Source organism: Roseateles sp. GW821-FHT09B06 (assembly GCF_059418245.1).
In genome coordinates this window covers 1-16,464 of record NZ_JBWKPM010000035.1, presented here as the reverse complement: position 1 = coordinate 16,464, position 16,464 = coordinate 1, and the positions used below count along the sequence as shown (strand labels likewise).

14 protein-coding genes are annotated in these 16,464 nt (G+C 68.1%); 6 read left to right on the top strand and 8 right to left on the bottom strand.

Translation table 11 applies throughout. The features are described from left to right. Positions 1 to 31: 31 nt before the first annotated feature. Positions 32 to 1,519 carry an NAD-dependent succinate-semialdehyde dehydrogenase gene (locus AC07OQ_RS21730; RefSeq protein WP_495055224.1) on the bottom strand — a complete coding sequence of 496 codons (1,488 nt, stop codon included), beginning with the start codon at positions 1,517 to 1,519 and terminating at the stop codon, positions 32 to 34. A gap of 122 nt (positions 1,520 to 1,641) precedes the next feature. Here AC07OQ_RS21730 and alaS point away from each other — a divergent pair, with 122 nt between their 5' ends. Both alaS and AC07OQ_RS21720 read left to right on the top strand, forming a co-directional pair. Next, complete coding sequence (gene alaS / locus AC07OQ_RS21725) at positions 1,642 to 4,269, top strand: alanine--tRNA ligase (protein WP_495055223.1); 2,628 nt, start codon at positions 1,642 to 1,644, stop codon at positions 4,267 to 4,269. Positions 4,270 to 4,328: 59 nt separating this feature from the next. Further along, positions 4,329 to 5,060 carry a UPF0149 family protein gene (locus tag AC07OQ_RS21720; RefSeq protein ID WP_495055222.1) on the top strand — a complete coding sequence of 244 codons (732 nt, stop codon included), beginning with the start codon at positions 4,329 to 4,331 and terminating at the stop codon, positions 5,058 to 5,060. Positions 5,061 to 5,155: 95 nt separating this feature from the next. On the opposite strand, the gene AC07OQ_RS21715 is transcribed toward AC07OQ_RS21720, so the two are convergent. Then, entirely contained in the window at positions 5,156 to 5,638 is a 483-nt protein-coding gene (locus tag AC07OQ_RS21715; protein ID WP_495055221.1) for an SET domain-containing protein, read from the bottom strand. A 254-nt stretch (positions 5,639 to 5,892) separates the two neighbouring features. Between AC07OQ_RS21715 and AC07OQ_RS21710 the strand changes: the two genes are divergently transcribed. Next, on the top strand, positions 5,893 to 6,435 hold the full coding sequence (locus AC07OQ_RS21710) for a GNAT family N-acetyltransferase (protein ID WP_495055220.1): 543 nt from the start codon (positions 5,893 to 5,895) through the stop codon (positions 6,433 to 6,435). A gap of 15 nt (positions 6,436 to 6,450) precedes the next feature. Here AC07OQ_RS21710 and AC07OQ_RS21705 read toward each other — a convergent pair whose 3' ends face one another. The 3 genes from AC07OQ_RS21705 to AC07OQ_RS21695 all read right to left on the bottom strand — a co-directional run bounded on the left by AC07OQ_RS21705 (position 6,451) and on the right by AC07OQ_RS21695 (position 9,196). Then, positions 6,451 to 6,708 (bottom strand): hypothetical protein, encoded by a 258-nt coding sequence (locus AC07OQ_RS21705; protein ID WP_495055219.1) that lies wholly within the window; start codon positions 6,706 to 6,708, stop codon positions 6,451 to 6,453. A gap of 146 nt (positions 6,709 to 6,854) precedes the next feature. Beyond that, positions 6,855 to 7,850, bottom strand: coding sequence for a cytochrome d ubiquinol oxidase subunit II (locus tag AC07OQ_RS21700; RefSeq protein ID WP_495055218.1), 996 nt, complete (start codon positions 7,848 to 7,850; stop codon positions 6,855 to 6,857). Further along, positions 7,847 to 9,196 carry a cytochrome ubiquinol oxidase subunit I gene (locus AC07OQ_RS21695; protein WP_495055217.1) on the bottom strand — a complete coding sequence of 450 codons (1,350 nt, stop codon included), beginning with the start codon at positions 9,194 to 9,196 and terminating at the stop codon, positions 7,847 to 7,849. Before AC07OQ_RS21695 ends, AC07OQ_RS21700 begins: the two co-directional genes overlap by 4 nt. Before the next feature lie 213 nt (positions 9,197 to 9,409). On the opposite strand from AC07OQ_RS21695, the gene AC07OQ_RS21690 reads away from it, so the two are divergent. Both AC07OQ_RS21690 and AC07OQ_RS21685 read left to right on the top strand, forming a co-directional pair. Beyond that, positions 9,410 to 9,868, top strand: coding sequence for a carboxymuconolactone decarboxylase family protein (locus AC07OQ_RS21690; protein WP_495055216.1), 459 nt, complete (start codon positions 9,410 to 9,412; stop codon positions 9,866 to 9,868). Further along, entirely contained in the window at positions 9,865 to 10,473 is a 609-nt protein-coding gene (locus tag AC07OQ_RS21685) for a GNAT family N-acetyltransferase (protein ID WP_495055215.1), read from the top strand. Before AC07OQ_RS21690 ends, AC07OQ_RS21685 begins: the two co-directional genes overlap by 4 nt. Positions 10,474 to 10,478: 5 nt before the next feature. Here AC07OQ_RS21685 and AC07OQ_RS21680 read toward each other — a convergent pair whose 3' ends face one another. The 3 genes from AC07OQ_RS21680 to AC07OQ_RS21670 form a co-directional block, all read right to left on the bottom strand. Then, a complete protein-coding gene (locus tag AC07OQ_RS21680; RefSeq protein ID WP_495055214.1) occupies positions 10,479 to 11,186 on the bottom strand; it encodes a DNA-binding protein in 708 nt (235 codons plus the stop codon). Between the two features lie 140 nt (positions 11,187 to 11,326). Further along, positions 11,327 to 14,758 (bottom strand): ATP-binding protein, encoded by a 3,432-nt coding sequence (locus AC07OQ_RS21675; protein ID WP_495055213.1) that lies wholly within the window; start codon positions 14,756 to 14,758, stop codon positions 11,327 to 11,329. Positions 14,759 to 14,994: 236 nt separating this feature from the next. Then, the gene (locus AC07OQ_RS21670; RefSeq protein WP_495055212.1) at positions 14,995 to 15,495 is read right to left on the bottom strand and encodes an endonuclease V; all 501 of its coding nucleotides are present in this window, start codon (positions 15,493 to 15,495) and stop codon (positions 14,995 to 14,997) included. A gap of 379 nt (positions 15,496 to 15,874) precedes the next feature. On the opposite strand from AC07OQ_RS21670, the gene AC07OQ_RS21665 reads away from it, so the two are divergent. Then, positions 15,875 to 16,429 (top strand): hypothetical protein, encoded by a 555-nt coding sequence (locus AC07OQ_RS21665; protein WP_495055211.1) that lies wholly within the window; start codon positions 15,875 to 15,877, stop codon positions 16,427 to 16,429. Positions 16,430 to 16,464: the final 35 nt, after the last annotated feature.

Below are 16,464 nucleotides of genomic sequence, written 5' to 3'. Positions count from 1 at the left end.
GCCACGGCCGGCGGCACGGCGCCGGACCGGGCTATTTCTGAATGTCGCCCAGGCAGAGGTACTTGATCTCCACATAGTCCTCGATGCCATGGCGCGAGCCCTCGCGGCCCAGCCCGCTCTGCTTGACGCCGCCGAAGGGCACCTCGGCCACCGAGATCAGGCCGGTGTTGATGCCCACCATGCCGTACTCCAGCGCCTCGCCGACGCGGAAGATGCGGCCGATGTCCCGGCTGTAGAAATAGCTGGCCAGGCCGAACTCGGTGTTGTTGGCCAACTGCACGACTTCGGCCTCGGTCTTGAAGCGGAACACCGGCGCCACCGGGCCGAAGGTTTCCTCGCGCGAGCACAGCATCAGCGGCGAGGCATCGGCCAGCAGCGTGGGCTCGAAGAAGCGCGCGCCCAGGTCGGGCCGCTTCTTGCCGCCGGCCACCAGGCGCGCGCCCAGGGCCAGCGCGTCGGCCACATGGGTCTCGACCTTGGCGATGGCCGCGTCGTCGATCAGCGGGCCCTGGTTGACGCCGGGCTCGAAGCCGTTGCCGACCTTGATGCCCGCCACCTTGGCGGCCAGCTTCTCGACGAAGGCGTCGTAGACGCCCTCCTGCACATAGAGGCGATTCGCGCAGACGCAGGTCTGGCCGGCGTTGCGGTACTTGCTGGCCATCGCACCTTCGACCGCACTGTCGATGTCGGCATCGTCGAAGACAATGAAGGGCGCGTTGCCGCCCAGCTCCAGCGAGAGCTTCTTGATGGTGGGCGCGCATTGCTGCATCAGGATGCGGCCGACCTCGGTGGAACCGGTGAAGGACAGATGACGCACCACATCGCTGTCGCACAGCACCTTGCCGATCGCGATCGAAGCCTCGGCGTCGCCGGTCAGCACGTTCAGCACCCCGGCCGGCATGCCGGCGCGCTGGGCCAACTCGGCCACCGCCAGCGCCGACAGCGGCGTGGCCTCGGCCGGCTTGATCACCACGGTGCAGCCGGCCGCCAGCGCCGGCGCCACCTTGCGGGTGATCATCGCGATCGGGAAATTCCAGGGCGTGATCGCCGCGCAGACGCCCATCGACTGCTTGAGCACCAGGTAGCGCTTGTTGTTGTCGGTGGTCGGGATGGTCTCGCCGTAGATGCGCTTGCCCTCCTCGGCGAACCAGTCGATGAAACTGGCGCCGTAGATCACCTCGCCCTTGGCCTCGGCCAGGGGCTTGCCTTGCTCGGCCGTCATGATGCGGGCCAGGTCGTCGGCATGCTTGACCAGCAGCTGCTGCCAGCGCAAGAGGATGGCGGCGCGCTCCTTCGCGGTCTTGTTGCGCCAGACCAGCCAGGCATTGTTGGCGGCGGCGATCGCGGCCTCGGTCTCGGCCACCCCCAGATTGGCGACGTCGGCCAGATGCGCGCCGGTCGCGGGGTCGGTGACGGCGAAGCTGCTCTTGCCATTCACCCATTCGCCGTTGACCAGGGCCTGGGTCTTGAGCAGGCTGGCATCGTCCAGGGTGGCCAGCGGCGCGGTCTTGCTATCCATGCGATCGATCTCCATCGGGTCTTGAGCATGCACTCTAACCCGGCCCTGTAAAGCCCCCCGCCTCTATAATCCAAAGCCCCGAAAAATCAAGCATTTAGCTCGCGCCAGCGGAAAGTCCCGGAATGAAAGCAGCTGAGATTCGCCAAACCTTTCTGAAGTTCTTCGAATCCAAGGGTCACCAGATCGTGGCGTCCAGCCCGGTCGTGCCCGGCGACGACCCGACGCTGCTGTTCACCAACGCGGGCATGAACCAGTTCAAGGACGTGTTCCTGGGCTTCGACAAGCGCGCCTACAGCCGCGCGACCACTAGCCAGAAATGCATCCGCGCCGGCGGCAAGCACAACGACCTGGACAACGTCGGCTACACCGCGCGCCACCACACCTTCTTCGAGATGCTGGGCAACTTCAGCTTCGGGGACTATTTCAAGCATGACGCGATCTCCTACGCCTGGGAGCTGCTGACCAAGCACTTCATGCTGCCGGCCGAGAAGCTGTGGGTCACGGTCTACGCCGAGGACGACGAGGCGTTTGACATCTGGAACAAGGTGGTGGGCGTGCCCGCCGAGCGCATCGTGCGCATCGGCGACAACAAGGGCGGCCGCTACATGTCCGACAACTTCTGGATGATGGGCGACACCGGCCCCTGCGGCCCCTGCACCGAGATCTTCTACGACCATGGCCCCGAGATCGCCGGCGGCCCCCCGGGCAGCCCGGACGAGGACGGCGACCGCTATATCGAGATCTGGAACAACGTCTTCATGCAGTTCAACCGCACCGAGGACGGTGTGATGCACAAGCTGCCCAAGCCCTCGGTGGACACCGGCATGGGCCTGGAGCGCCTGGCCGCGGTGCTGCAGCATGTGCACTCGAACTACGAGATCGACACCTTCGTCGGCCTGCTGGCCGCCGCCAAGAAGGCCGTGGATGGTGCCGGTGCCAATGGCTATGACCAGGACAGCGCCTCGCTGAAGGTGATCGCCGACCATATCCGCGCCTGTTCGTTCACCATCGTCGACGGCGTGATCCCCGGCAACGAGGGCCGTGGCTATGTGCTGCGCCGCATCGCCCGCCGCGCGATACGCCATGGCTACAAGCTGGGTGCGCGCAAGCCCTTCTTCCACCAGATCGTCGCCGAGCTGGTGCACCAGATGGGCGACGCCTATCCCGAGCTGCGCCAGGCCCAGGCCCGCGTCACCGAGGTGCTGAAGCAGGAGGAGGAGCGCTTCTTCCAGACCATCGCCAACGGCATGGAGATCCTGGAAGCCGCGCTGGCCAAGGGCTCAAGCCAAGTCGATGGCGAGACCGCCTTCAAGCTGCACGACACCTACGGCTTCCCGGTCGACCTGACCGCCGACGTCTGCCGCGAGCGCGGCGTGACCGTCGATCAGGCCGGCTTCGAGGCCGCGATGACCCGCCAGCGCGAGCAGGCCCGTGCGGCCGGCAAGTTCAAGATGGCCGCCGGCCTGGAGTACAAGGGCGCTGCCACGGCCTTCCACGGCTACGAGCATCTGGCGACCGACAACGCCAAGGTCACCGCCGTCTACGTCGATGGCGTCTCGGTCAACGAGGCCAAGGCCGGCGACGACGCGGTCGTCGTGCTGGACAACACCCCCTTCTATGCCGAGAGCGGCGGCCAGGTCGGCGATGCCGGCGAGCTGCGCAACAACCTGAGCCGCTTTGCGGTCGAGGACACGCTGAAGATCCAGGCCGATGTGTTCGGTCACCATGGCCGCGTGCTGGAAGGTGCGATCAAGGTCGGTGACGCCTTCACCGCGCGTGTCAATGCCGAGGCCCGCGCCAAGACCGTGCGCAACCACAGCGCCACCCATCTGATGCACAAGGCCCTGCGCGAGGTGCTGGGCGCCCATGTGCAGCAGAAGGGCTCGCTGGTCAATGCCGAGCGCACCCGCTTCGACTTCGCGCACAACGCGCCGATGACGACCGAGCAGATCAAGAAGGTTGAAGCCATCGTCAACGCCGAGATCCTGGCCAATGCCGGCGCTTCAGCCCAGGTGATGGCGCTGGACGATGCGCAGAAGTCGGGCGCGATGATGCTGTTCGGCGAGAAGTACGGTGACACGGTGCGCGTGCTGTCGATCGGTTCATCCAAGGAACTCTGCGGCGGCACCCATGTCAAGGCCACCGGCGACATCGGCCTGTTCAAGATCGTGGCCGAGGGCGGCGTGGCTGCCGGCGTGCGCCGCGTCGAGGCGGTCACCGGCGACAACGCCCTGGCCTATCTGCAGCAGCTGGAGGACACGGTGCAGGCCGTGGCCGGCACCCTGAAGGCCGCGCCGACCGAGCTGGAGCCGCGCATCCATGCGGTGCTGGACCAGGTCCGGCTGCTTGAGAAGGAGCTGGCCGCCGCGAAGAGCAAGCTGGCCTCGGCCCAGGGCGACGAGCTGCTGGCGCAGGCGGTCGACGTCAAGGGCATCAAGGTGCTGGCCGCCACGCTGGTGGGCGCCGATGCCAAGACCCTGCGCGAGACCATGGACAAGCTGAAGGACAAGCTGAAGACGGCGGCCATCGTGCTGGCCGCGGTGGACGGCGACAAGGTCCAGATCGCCGCCGGCATCACGGCCGACAGCGTGGGCAGGCTCAAGGCCGGCGAGCTGGTCAACTTCGTCGCCCAACAGGTGGGCGGCAAGGGCGGCGGCAAGCCCGACATGGCGATGGCCGGCGGCACCGATGCCAAGGCCCTGCCCGCCGCGCTGCAAAGCGTGCCCGCCTGGATCGGCGAGCGCCTCTGATCCCCCGAACCGATACACAGCGAGGGCCCACGCGGGCCCTTGTTTTTTGGAGAAAACCGATGAGTGACGACCACAACAGTCCCGAACTGGACCACGACAACGCCGAGCGCCTGGCCGCGCTGCTGCATGTGCTGGCCGCCAGCGCCGACGAGGATTCGCCCGCGATCACGATCGACACCCTGGACGGCTATCTGCACGCGCTGCTCTGCGGCCCCGCCGCATCGGGTTTGGCGGCCCCGGCCGATGCGATGGACGCGCTGTTCGGCGAGGACTGGCCCGCGCCGCTGCAGGAGCAGGAACAGATCGACGCCTTCATGGACGCGCTGCACCTGCGCTGGAACGAGATCGCCGACAGCCTGGCCCCCGACGCGCTGCTGCAAGACCCCGAGGCCATGCGGCTGGTGCCGCTGATCACCGAGTTCGACGAGACCATGAAGGCGGAACTGCTGTCGCAGGGCGTTTTGAAGGCCGAGTTGCTGGAGCGCCTGCCGGCCGCCGGCCAGATGTGGGTCGAGGGCTTCATGCAGGCCGTGCAGGATCACCAGGCCGACTGGTACCAGTTCGAGGCCGACAGCGAGGCCGGCCAGATGCTGGACGCGATGCTGATGTCGGTGGCCGCCGTGGCCCTGCCCGAGGGCGAGCAGCGCCAGGCCTATATCGCCGAGGCCTATGACGAGGACGTGGCGGTCGACCAGCATGTGCTGATCGACGATGCCCTCTTTTCGGTGCAGGACCTGCGCCTGTTCTGGCTCCAGCAGGCGGCGGCCGCCAACGACGACACCGCCGCCTAAGGCACCGTGTTCCCAAGCGGGCGCCGCTGATCCGGCTTTGCCGGGCAGCCGGCGACGCCCCCTTGAGGGGGCGCGCGCAGCGCGTAGGGGGTGGGCTACAGCCTGCCGGAGCAGTTCGGCGCGCCGCAGCGGCAGCGCAGCCGCCCCTCGTGGTGGCTGTCGCCGTAATGGCAGGTGATCTCCTCGCCGGCCTCGATGTCGCGCAGCGCGTAGAACTCCACCCGCCCCTGGCGGATGCGCAGCACCGCATTGGGTGCGCAGCAATGGTTGATGTTGCGCATCGGCTCGGGAGAGTCGGTCGCATCGACCGCGCGGGTCTCCGACACCTCGACGATGTGGATGCGCGCGCGGCCCTTGGCGCGCCGGCGCGCCTCCTTCACCGAGATGGCCTCGCCGCGCATCTCGCCGATCTTGCGCCGCGCCGGAATGGCTTCGTCGGCGAACACGCCCAGCCCGTCGATCTTGCTGGGGCCGGCGCGCAGCGCATAGCGCAGGGCCGGCCGCGGCTGGCCGCGCGCTGCGGCAGGCACGGCGGGTTCGGGAACGGGCGCGGGGGGCAATGTGGTCAGGCGGGGCATAGCCACGCGATTGTCGCCTCGGCTTGACGCCCCTGCACGCCGCCCCCCATACTGGGGCCATGTCTTGCGTCCGCACCGCCTCTTCGCTACAGGCCCATCGGCAGCCGATGCTGCCGGTCTTCGGCATGGCAGATGCGGCGGCGGGGCGAATCGGCGGCGGCCCCTGACGGTCCAGTCCCCAAGAATCCTCCCGAAGCCCGCTGAACCCAGCGGGCTTTTGTTTTTTCTACGCCCACCCACAAGGAGAGCAGACGATGGAAAAGAGCAACAAGGCAGAGATCCAGATCCGTCGCACCCAGGTCAGCGACGCCGCCGCGATGGCCCGCATCATGAGCCACCCCGAGGTGCTGCCCGGCCTGTTGCAGATGCCCTTTGGCAACGAGGAGCAGTGGAAGCAGAAGCTCACCGACAACCTCGCGCCGGCGCGCAGCCAGGATCTGCATCTGGCCGCCGTGCTCGATGGCGAGCTGGTGGGCAATGCCGGGCTGATGGCCGCGGGCCCGTCGCCGCGGCGCCGCCATGTCATGCACCTGGGCATGGCGGTCGCGCCCGAGGCGCAGGGCCGGGGCGTCGGCGGCGCGCTGATGGCGGCCCTGCTCGACTATGCCGACAACTGGGGCCAGGTCCTGCGGATCGAACTGGGCGTCTACATCGACAACGAACGTGCTGTTCGGCTCTACCAGCGCTTCGGCTTCGAGATCGAAGGGCAGCAGCGCGCCTTTGCACTGCGCGCCGGCCGCTATGTCGACAGCTACATGATGGCGCGGCTGCACCCCGCCCCGCCCCGCCTGGGCTGAGGCTTCGGCCCGATCTCACATGGCCTTGGGGAGGTTGCGGCGCTGGAAGGCGTACTGCACACCGTCCTCGGTACGGCGGCCCTCGATCAGCACCGGCGGCAGACGCTCGACCCTGGGCTTCTCGGCGGCCGGCTCGCCGACGGGGCTGCGCTGACCGGTGATGACCAGGCGGGCCAGCTTGACCACCTCGCTGGCCTGGGCCGGCGCCGCCGGCAGCAGCAAGGCCAGCGCCAGCAGGGCCAGGGATGCGCTGCCTTCTTGTCTTTTGTTCATTGCGTACTCCCATGCTCACCGGATTCAGGATGAGGGGAGTATCGAAACTCGTGCCGGCCCCGGCCAGCCGCGCGCGACGAATTGCGCCTTGGCCGGGATGACTTGCAACTGCCGCGGACGAAGCCCGGCGCCGCACCGTCCCTGCCTCAGCCGTAGTGCAGCTCGGCCGCCTTGCCCCAGAACACGCGGTAGGCGAACACGGTGTAGGCCAGGATCACCGGCACCGTGATGGCGCAGCCGACCAGGATGAACTGCAGCGACTTCGGGGCGGCCGCGGCCTGCCAGACCGTCATCCGATCCATCATCACATAGGGGTAGAGGCTGTAGGCCAGCCCGAAAAAGCCCATCAGCATCACCGTCACGGTCAGCGCGAACGGCAGCCAGCACAGCTTGCCCAGCACCCGGCTGGAGTTCAGCTGGGCGCGCAGCGCCAGCAGGGCCAGGCCGCTCATCAGCGGGATCGGCAGCAGCGCGATCAGGGCCGGCATCTGGAACCAGCGCTCGCGCACCGTGGGGCTGACCCAGGGTGTGGCCAGCGAGATCAGCGCCAGCCCCAGCACCACGGCCGGCCAGGCCTGCTTGGCGCGCGCCAGCGCCAGGCGCTGCAGCTCGCCCTCGGCCTTCATCAGCAGCCAGCCGGCGCCCAGCAGGGCATAGGCCGAAGCCAGCGCCAGCGCGATCGCGGCGGCGAACAGATCGTAGACCCAGCCCTCGGCAAGGCCGGTGACATAGCGCCCCAGCATCCAGCCCTGGGCCAGCGAGGCCAGCAGCGAACCGGCCATGAAGGCGCGGTTCCACAGCGGCTTCCATTGCGCATCGGCCTTGACGCGGAAGTCGAAGGCCACGCCGCGCAGGATCAGGCCCAGCAGCATCAGGGCCACCGGCAGGTAGAGCGCGTTCAGGATCAGGCCCTGGGCCTTGGGGAAGGCGATCAGCAGCACGCCGACGCCCAGCACCAGCCAGGTCTCGTTGGCGTCCCAGAAGGGGCCGATCGACGCCACCATGCGGTCCTTGTGGGCGTCCGAGGCCCCCGCCATCAGCATGCCGACGCCCAGGTCATAGCCGTCCAGCACCACGTAGATCAGCAGGGCCAGGCCCATCAGGCCCATGAAGACCAGGGGCATCCAGTGGTCGGCGCTCATGCGGCACTCCTTTGTGCGATCGGGTTGCCGCCGGGCGGCGGCAGGGCGTCGACCGGCTTCTCGGCCATGCTCTTGATCACGGCCACATAGGCCAGCAGCAGCGACAGGTACAGGCTCACATAGCCGACCAGGGTCAGCGCGATGGTGGGCGCCGGCGTCGCCGAGGCCACCTCGGCGGTGCGCAGCAGGCCGTAGACGATGAAAGGCTGGCGGCCGATCTCGGTGACATACCAGCCGGCCACCGTGGCGATCCAGCCGGAGAAGCTCATCAGCGCCAGGCCCCACAGCAGCGGCCGCGGCAGGCCCTGCCAGCCCGAACGCCGGTACAGCCAGAGCGAGAGCCAGCTGCAGCCCAGCATCAGCAGGCCCATGCCCACCATGATGCGGAAGCCGAAGAACAGCGGCGCCACCGGCGGATGCGCGCCCTTGAACTCGTCCAGGCCGCGGATCTCGCCGTCCCGCTCATGCGTCAGGATCAGGCTGGCGCCCTGGGGCACGCCGATCGCATAGTCGTTGCTGCGCGTCTTCTCGTTGGGCCAGGCGAACAGCAGCAGCGGCGCCCCCTTCTCCGTCTGCCAAACGCCCTCCATCGCGGCGATCTTGGCCGGCTGGTGCTGCAGCGTGTTCAGGCCGTGCAGGTCGCCGACGAAGATCTGCAGCGGGATCAGCAGCGCGGCCAGCGTGAGTCCGACGCGCAGCACCGGCCGGGTCTGCGGCTGCGCCTTGCCCTTCAGCAGCTGCCAGGCGCTGACACCGGCCAGCACAAAGGCCACGGTCAGGCCCGAGGCCAGCAGCTTGTGCGCCAGGCGGTAGGGAAAGGAGGGGTTGAAGATCACCGCGGCCCAGCTCAGCGCGTGGAACTCGCCGTCGATGATCTCGAAACCCTGCGGCGTCTGCATCCAGGAGTTCAGGCTCAGGATCCAGAAGGCGCTGAGCGTGGTGCCGAAGGCCACCAGGAAGGTCGCCCACAGATGCACGCGCTCGCTGACGCGCCCCTGGCCGAACAGCATCACGCCCAGGAAGCCGGCTTCCAGGAAGAAGGCCGTCAGCACCTCGTAGCCCAGCAGCGGACCGGCGATATTGCCGGCGCGCTCCATGAAGCCCGGCCAGTTGGTGCCGAACTGGAAGCTCATCGTGATGCCGCTGACCACGCCCAGCGCGAAGGTCAGCGCGAACACCTTGGTCCAGAAGCGGTAGGCCAGCAACCAGGACTGCAGCCGGGTCCGCAGCCAGCGCCAGCGAAAGAACAGCAGCACCCAGCCCAGCGCGATGCTGATGGTGGGAAAGAGGATATGGAAGGTGATATTGGCCGCGAACTGCATGCGGGCCAGTAGAAGTGCGTCCATGCCTGCTTGCACATGCGGCTCCTTGCGGCCGCGCCGGGCCGCGGTATTGCGGGCTTGCGCTGGCTCAATATGTTGCCATTCTTCAGGTTTTCCGGGCGTCGTGCGACTGGACAAATTGCCTTTGGACAAATTGCCCCACCCCCGCCCGGGCCGTCCGCGCGGACGGCCCGCGCCGATAATCCGTCCATCGCCGCACCGTCTGCCCGACATCCCATGACCGCTCCCCGCATCGACCGCCCCGAGTTCGCCGCCCTGACGCCCGGCGTCAGCGAGGCCCTGCAGGCCCTGGGCAAGGCCGTCAACGCCTCCGGCCTGCCCAAGGAACTGCAGGAGCTGATCAAGATCCGCGCCTCCCAGCTCAATGGCTGCGCCTTCTGCCTGCAGTTCCACCTGAACGTGGCGCGCGATCTCGGCCTGCCCGCGGCCAAGCTCGACCTGCTGGCCACCTGGCGCGAGGCGCCGGTCTACGGCGAGCGCGAGCGCATCGCGCTGGCCTGGACCGAGGCCCTGACCCTGGCCCCCGAGGGCGGTGCCGACGACGCGCTGTATGCCCGGGCGCTGGCCGAGTTCGGCGCCGCCGGCCTGAGCTTCCTGACCGCGGCGATCGCCGGCATCAATGCCTGGAACCGCATCGCGATGGGGCTGCGCTTCGCTCCGCCGCTGCCGGCATGAGCCCGAGCCAGCGCCCGGAGGAGCCGGGCGTGGCCGCCGAGTTCCTGCTGACCGAGCGCCTGCTGCTGCGCGCGCCCTCCGTGGCCCTGACCGCGGCCGTCTGCGACTACCAGCAGCGGAATCTCGGGCATTTTGCGCGCTGGGACCCGCCCTACCCCGAGGGCTTCTTCGAGCCCGCGGCGGTGGCCGAGCGCCTGGCGCAGGGCGAGCGCGCTTTCGCGGCCGGCAGCGCCTACCGCTACTGGTTCAGCCTGCGCGAGGACCCCGGCCGCATGATCGGCCAGGCCCACCTGACGCAGGTGGCGCGCGCGGCCTTCCAGAACGCGATCCTGGGCTACGGCCTGGACCGGAACGCCGAGGGCCGCGGCCTGATGCAGGAGGCCCTGCGCGCGGTGATCGCGGAGATGTTCGGGCCCGAGGTGCGCCTGCACCGCATCCAGGCCGCGGTGCGGCCCGAGAACACGCGCAGCCGCGCCGTGTTGCGGGCCCTGAGCTTCCGGCCCGAGGGCCTGTCGCGGCGCTACCTCTTCATCGACGGCGCCTGGCGCGACCACGAGGTGCACGCGCTGCTGAATCCCGACTGGCCGGTGGACCAGGCGCCCTGAGTCCTTCAGCCGCGCCGGGCTGCTTCGATCGCCACGATGTCGATCTTGTCGCGCAGCTCCGCGAGCTCCGCGGCGAGATTGTCGCGAGCGGTGACCGCGCCGACCAATTCCATCTCGGCGGCCAGGCGCGCATCGGACTCCGCCGCGGACGTGGTCACATGCCGCTCGAGCTGGCGGCGCAGCTCGGCAAGCTGTGCGTCCTTACCTTCGATCGCCAGCTGATCTTTCGCCTTGCCGACCAAGGCGTCGGATGCGATGTTGCGGGCATGACGCAGCTCGACCGTCAGTCGCTCGATGCCGGCATCGCGCTCCGCCAGCCGCGCCCGGGCCTGATCATGGTCCGCCGTGAGCGTGGCCAGCTGTGCGTCCAATTCGTCGCGCTCGGCTTCGGCCCGTTCATTCAGCTTGAGCAGCGACGCCAGATCGCTCTCCGCCTGCGCCAGGCTGTCGCGCAGGCGGGCGGCAGCGTCATCCGCCAGCTGCCGAGCCCAGCCGCTCAAGGCGGCCATCAGGGGTTCGGGCAAATCCGCGCCGGATGCATCGGCCGGTTTCGCCTGCCCGGCGCGCCAGGCCGTCAGATGCTTGTGGATGGACAGCGCGGACACCGTCCCCAGGGCTTCGCGCAAACCGCCGACGGTCACGGGCATGCCGCCATTCACCAGGCCATGCGCGGCGGCGGCAACTTCGTCGAACGTGACTTCCTGACCTGCCATGTCAATCTCCAGTAAAGAGTGAGCTGCGGAGCGATCGATTGATCGATCGCCCAGGCCAGCAGCCAATCCTTGTCTGGTCTGCTTGCTCGTGAAAGGCAGGGCGACCGGCCGAGCCATTCTCTTTAATGCAGGGGCCTGGTTCAGTCCACTTGCCTTGCAGACGACTCGCTCGCCACGTCACGCTTCGCCCACGCCGCGACGATCTCGCGGTGATGCGGGATGTTCTGCAGGAAGCCCTGGCGCAGCGTGGCGTCGGTGCTGCTGCGGCTGATCGCATCGGCCTGGGCCATCAGCGCGCCATGGGCGCGGAGCAGCCAGTCGGCCGCGCGCGGGTCGCTGGCGCGCGCGAGGACCTGGTGGCAGCTGAGTTCGATCAGGCGCGGGTGTTCGGTGCCGTCCAGCGTGCCGCCGGCATCAATGTGGTCCAGCAACGGCTGCAGTGCAGCCATCGCACCGCCGGCCGCCACGGCGCCGCCTTCAGACAGCGCCACCCGCGCCAGGCCCGCGCTGGCGTCGTGCTGCCACGGCGAGTCGATCTCCACCCCCCGCTCACGCGCGTGCGCGTAGGCGTCGCGAGCGGCAGCGCCGCGGCCGAGCGCGAGTTCGGCCGCGCCCAGGCGCAACCAGGCGAGCACTTCGAAGTCACGCACCTTTGCCGCCGTGGCGATGTCCAGCGCCTGCCTCGCCAGCGCGAGCGCGCGCGTCTCGTCGCCTTGCCATAGCGCCACGGCCGACAGGCCGGTCAGGGCCACACATTCGCTGTTCCTGTCGCCATTGTCCCGGGCCATTTGCAGCGCCGCCTGAACGTCGCGCCGCGACTGCGGCAGGTCGCCCAGCTTCAGCCAGCCTTCAGCCTGGTTGAACAGCCCGACGGATTCGTTGACCCGGTCGCCGGTCTCGCGGTGGATCAACACGCTCTGCCGGTCCAGTTCCAGTGCGCCCACCAGGTCGCCCCGCATGTCGGCCATCACCGCGAGTGCGTTGAGCAGCCGTGCCTCGTGGTCGCGCAGGCCCAGGCTTCGCGCCTCGGCCAAGCCCTGCTGCACCAGCGCCCGCCCCCCGTCGATGTCGCCCTGGTAGATCTGCGCCACGCACAGCATACGCAGCGCGTGCAGCCGCAACTCGTCGTCGCCGGCCCGCAGGGCACAGGCCAGTCCTCGGCGTGCCGAGCCCGCCGTCGTTGCCCAGTCGGCCATGCGCAACGCGCGGCCGCAGCGGCGATGGGCGGCGTGGGCGCGCCGGCGATCGTCGTCCAGCTGCTCGGCCAGACGATCCAGCGCGTCCAGGTCCGCCGCCTGCTCGTCGCGCCGTCCCTGCAGGTTCAGCGTCGCCTCACGGGAGGTGAGCAGCCGCCAGCGCAGCTCGGCCTGGGCCGGCGGTGGCGCTGGCTCCCCCAGCAGCGCCAGCGCCCGCCCCACATGCGCCAGCACGCGGTCGTGCGCGAAGCGCTGCCCCGCCTGCTCGGCCGCGCGGGCATGGAACTCGGCCGCGCTGGACGCGTCGCCGGCCCGCTCGAAGTGTTCGGCGGCGAGGCCTAGGAAGTCGCCCGCGCGCGGGCTGCCTTGCTCGGTCAATGCGGCCAGCCACTGCGCCACCTTGGCGTGGCCCTCGCGCTTGTCGCGCTTGAGCACGGTGTCGTAGGTCACCTGGTGCAGCACCTGGTGGCGGAAGGCGTACTCGCGCAGGTCCGCGCGCAGGCCATCGAGGCTCGCATCGGTTCGGGGCAGCGCCAGCTCGCGCCGCACCAGCGCCGGCAGCAGTTCGGCCGCCTGCGCCTCGATGGCGGCCAGGGCCTGGTCCCAGAACACCGTGCCGACGACGCTGGCCTGCTGCAGCGCACGCTTCTCCGCCTGGGGCAGGCCGTCGAGCCGGGCCTGCAGCACGCCGGTGAGCGTGGGCGGCACCTGGGTCACGAGCAGGCGTTCGGCGTTGACCGCCCAGGCCTCGCTGCCATTGGAGCGGGTCTGGATGGCGCCCTGGTCGATCAGCATCTTGACCAGCTCTTCCATGTAGAAGGGGTTGCCTTCGGCGCTGCTGGTGACGAGTTCGCGCAGCGCGGCCGGCACCTCGGGCAGCTTCTTCAGCAATTCGTTGGCCAGCAGCCGGCTGCCGGTCTTGTCCAGCGGCGTCAGGTCGATGCGTTGGTGGAGACCCTCGGTGCTGCTCCAGTCGGTGCGGCGCTCGAACAAGGTCGGCCGCGTGAAGCTCAGCACCAGCAGCGGCACGTCGCGGTTCACCTCGGCGAGGTAGTTCAGGAAGTCCAGGCTCTCGTTGTCGGCCCAGTGCAGGTCTTCGAGCTGCATCACGACGGGGCTGCCGTCGCTCGCGCCAACGCGGCGAAAGAGCTGCGCCGCCGCGTGGAAGGCGCGGTTCCTGATCTGCTTGGGATCGTCCAGGATGCCCTTGATGTGGCGGCTGCTCATCCACTCGATGCCGATCAGGTGGCCCAGCAGGTGGGCGTGGGCTTCGGCCAGGTCCGGGCCGTCGTCGTGCAGGAAGAGGGGCACGACGCCGTCTTCCATCTTCTGTCTGGCGGCCTCGATGCTGTCGTCGTCCTGGATCTGGAAGCGCCAGGCGAGGATGTCGCGCAGCAGCCCGAAGGCCTGGGCGCCGGTCTGCGGTGTCGCGCGGCCGCGGAAGAGGAAGAAGCTCTCGGGCCGCGCCTCGCTCCAGGCCTCGAACTCGTACAGCAGCCGGCTCTTGCCGATGCCGGCGTCGGCGACCACGGTGACGGCGGCCAGCTTGCGGGCTTCGAACAGGCGCTTGAAGGCGGCCTGCAGCTGTTCGAGTTCGGCATCGCGGCCGATCATCTTCGTGGCCACGCCTTCGATGCCGCGCGTGCCGATGCGGAACTTGCGCGGCTTGGCGTGCTTGACCAGGTAGCTCTGGATGGGGGTGTCGACGCCCTTGACCGCCAGCGGATCCTGCGCATCGACGTCGAATAGGCCGCGCACCTGCGCGTAGCTGTCGTGGCTGATGCGCAGCGCGCCGGCCGGGGCGGTCTGCTCCATGCGGGCGGCGATATTGACGGCAATGCCGCGGATGCTGCCGTCGGCATCAACCCCGCCACCGAGCAGCACGGCGCCGGTGTGCACACCGACGCGGACGTTGAAGCCGGGGTGGCCGTGGGTGGACTGCACTTCCGCGCCGAGCAGCTTGCCGAGTTCGAGCAAGGCCAGGCCGCAGTGCACGGCGCGTTCGGTGTCGTCCTCGCGGGACTCGTCGGCGCCGAAGGCGGCCAGGATGTTGTCGCCCGCGTATTGCAGCACCTTGCCGCGGTGGGCCTGGACGACGTCCGTGCCGCGCGCCAACGCACCGTCCATCACCGCGCTGATGGCTTCGGGGTCGAGGTGCTGGGCGAGCGTGGTCGAGCCAACGACATCCAGGAACAAGATGCTGACTTGCTTGAGGACTTGGGCGGGTTCGGCCGGTGGCGCCGGTGGCGCAGCCAGCGCGGCCAGCTTGGCCTTGAGCGGTGCCACCGCCATGTCCACTACCGCGTCACCGAGCAAGCCGCGCTGAGCCTCCAGGGCCTGGATCCCAGATTGAAGCTGGTGTTGCTCGGGCGACATAGGTGCGGAGCATACCAACGCCGTCGCGCGCAAGACGTTGCGCATGCGGGACTGGACGAATCAATGGCGTCATCGCCGCGCGCAAGCAGGATCCAAGCGCAAAACCTAAGCTGATGCACCACGCCGAAGGACCGTAAGCCGCGGCATAGCCGCCGGTCATCGGAGCGCGGGCATGTGGCCGCAACCGCTGCTCAACCGACCATCGGGATGCACTCGCCAGCTATCGAAGACTGGGTTCAGTCCTTGTTCTTTGCAAGGCGAGCCACGAGCTTCATGAGCGTAGGGATGCGCTTCCTGCCATGCATCGCGCGCAGGCGCGCCTTGGCCGCGCCAATGTCGATGCCCGCGGATGTCACGACTAGCGGTTTCGTTTCCTCTTCTCGCATGACCTCGAATTGCGACGACAGGCCGGGCCGACTCGTCTTCGAAACCCCAACTATGGGCGTTATGCCGCCCAGCGCCTGAAACAGGTGCTGGCCCAGACCCGGCATTTCATCGGCATCAAGGTGGACGAAACCGTCGATGAGGATGAGCTCGGGCTCCAGGCTGTGCTCGCGCAGCAGCTGCATCACGCAGGGCAGTTCGCGAAGGTCGAGTTTTCCGGGTGTTGCCCTCTCGACATGGGCGACGTGCGAGACGTAAGTCTTCGTCGCCTCCGGTGAATCCCAGGCGTCGAAAGCCACGGCAGCGACATTCGCTTGCGCGCCATCGAAATGAATAGCAACTACGAGTTTCATGCAGGATTATGAGACGCTATCCATCAGGCACCCGATCGTCCCGCCCCGGTCGGGCGTCGGGCAGGCCGACCGGCGGGGCAAGGCTTATAGCTGAAGTTCACCAATGTCTGCTTTTGCGGCGCCTCCTTGCCCGGCAATGAGTCCAATGGGCTGCTCTGTAGCGCTGCATCAAACCGAACATTGGTCTTGGGCGGGGGCGCAGCAAGGTGCGTAGACTGCCAACAGACAGGGGGTAAGAATGATTTGTTCAGGATGTGTCACGCCACGACCTCTCAAGGAGGTCGTCTTCAACCGAGGAGAGCTGGGCCAGTGCTCCTATTGCAGACAGGTGGATCTTGCAGCGCACCGCCACGTCTTCTTTGACCACATCCTTGAGCTGGTGGACAAGAACGTTGCCACCGAAGAAGACCGGACCCACTACGAGTTGGACCTGATCTACGAATGCGGGTCCGACCACATCAATGTAGATGGCATCGACATCGTTCTGGCCGAGTGGTTCGACCTCGGGCAAGAGGTGTACTTCGATGACCTGATGGCTTACCTGCCAGAGCCCTACCTGAAGACCGACGATGGTCGAGAGAGGCACTACTACAACGATGACGGAAGCCTTGAGTTGAACATCTACGAGGAGAGGTGGGAGAAGTTCGTCGCCGGCGTCAGGCACACCCACCGCTTCTTCAACCCCAATGCCAAGGGCTTCCTCGATTCAGTCTTCAGCATGTTGGCGGGTGCCGACAAGAAGCTGAAGTCTGATGTCGTTCGCACCATCCCCAAGGGGGAGCTGCTGTACAGGGCCAGGACCGCACAGACTTACGACGCGGCCACGAAGATCGCGGCCAGTCCGCGCACTGAACTTGGCCCCACTCCGAAGGACAAGGCCAGCAGCCAGCGGATTGTTGATTTCCGGCAAGAACTGACCCTCAACCGTCACTGATTTCCGTTCAAACCTGACCCACGTATGAACCCTAG

Bases quoted from the DNA above. Each gene is read 5' to 3' on its own strand.
- AC07OQ_RS21730 (WP_495055224.1), bottom strand. From the start codon at position 1,519: ATGGATAGCAAGACCGCGCCGCTGGCCACCCTGGACGATGCCAGCCTG.
- alaS (WP_495055223.1), top strand. From the start codon at position 1,642: ATGAAAGCAGCTGAGATTCGCCAAACCTTTCTGAAGTTCTTCGAATCC.
- AC07OQ_RS21720 (WP_495055222.1), top strand. From the start codon at position 4,329: ATGAGTGACGACCACAACAGTCCCGAACTGGACCACGACAACGCCGAG.
- AC07OQ_RS21715 (WP_495055221.1), bottom strand. From the start codon at position 5,638: ATGCCCCGCCTGACCACATTGCCCCCCGCGCCCGTTCCCGAACCCGCC.
- AC07OQ_RS21710 (WP_495055220.1), top strand. From the start codon at position 5,893: ATGGAAAAGAGCAACAAGGCAGAGATCCAGATCCGTCGCACCCAGGTC.
- AC07OQ_RS21705 (WP_495055219.1), bottom strand. From the start codon at position 6,708: ATGAACAAAAGACAAGAAGGCAGCGCATCCCTGGCCCTGCTGGCGCTG.
- AC07OQ_RS21700 (WP_495055218.1), bottom strand. From the start codon at position 7,850: ATGAGCGCCGACCACTGGATGCCCCTGGTCTTCATGGGCCTGATGGGC.
- AC07OQ_RS21695 (WP_495055217.1), bottom strand. From the start codon at position 9,196: ATGGACGCACTTCTACTGGCCCGCATGCAGTTCGCGGCCAATATCACC.
- AC07OQ_RS21690 (WP_495055216.1), top strand. From the start codon at position 9,410: ATGACCGCTCCCCGCATCGACCGCCCCGAGTTCGCCGCCCTGACGCCC.
- AC07OQ_RS21685 (WP_495055215.1), top strand. From the start codon at position 9,865: ATGAGCCCGAGCCAGCGCCCGGAGGAGCCGGGCGTGGCCGCCGAGTTC.
- AC07OQ_RS21680 (WP_495055214.1), bottom strand. From the start codon at position 11,186: ATGGCAGGTCAGGAAGTCACGTTCGACGAAGTTGCCGCCGCCGCGCAT.
- AC07OQ_RS21675 (WP_495055213.1), bottom strand. From the start codon at position 14,758: ATGTCGCCCGAGCAACACCAGCTTCAATCTGGGATCCAGGCCCTGGAG.
- AC07OQ_RS21670 (WP_495055212.1), bottom strand. From the start codon at position 15,495: ATGAAACTCGTAGTTGCTATTCATTTCGATGGCGCGCAAGCGAATGTC.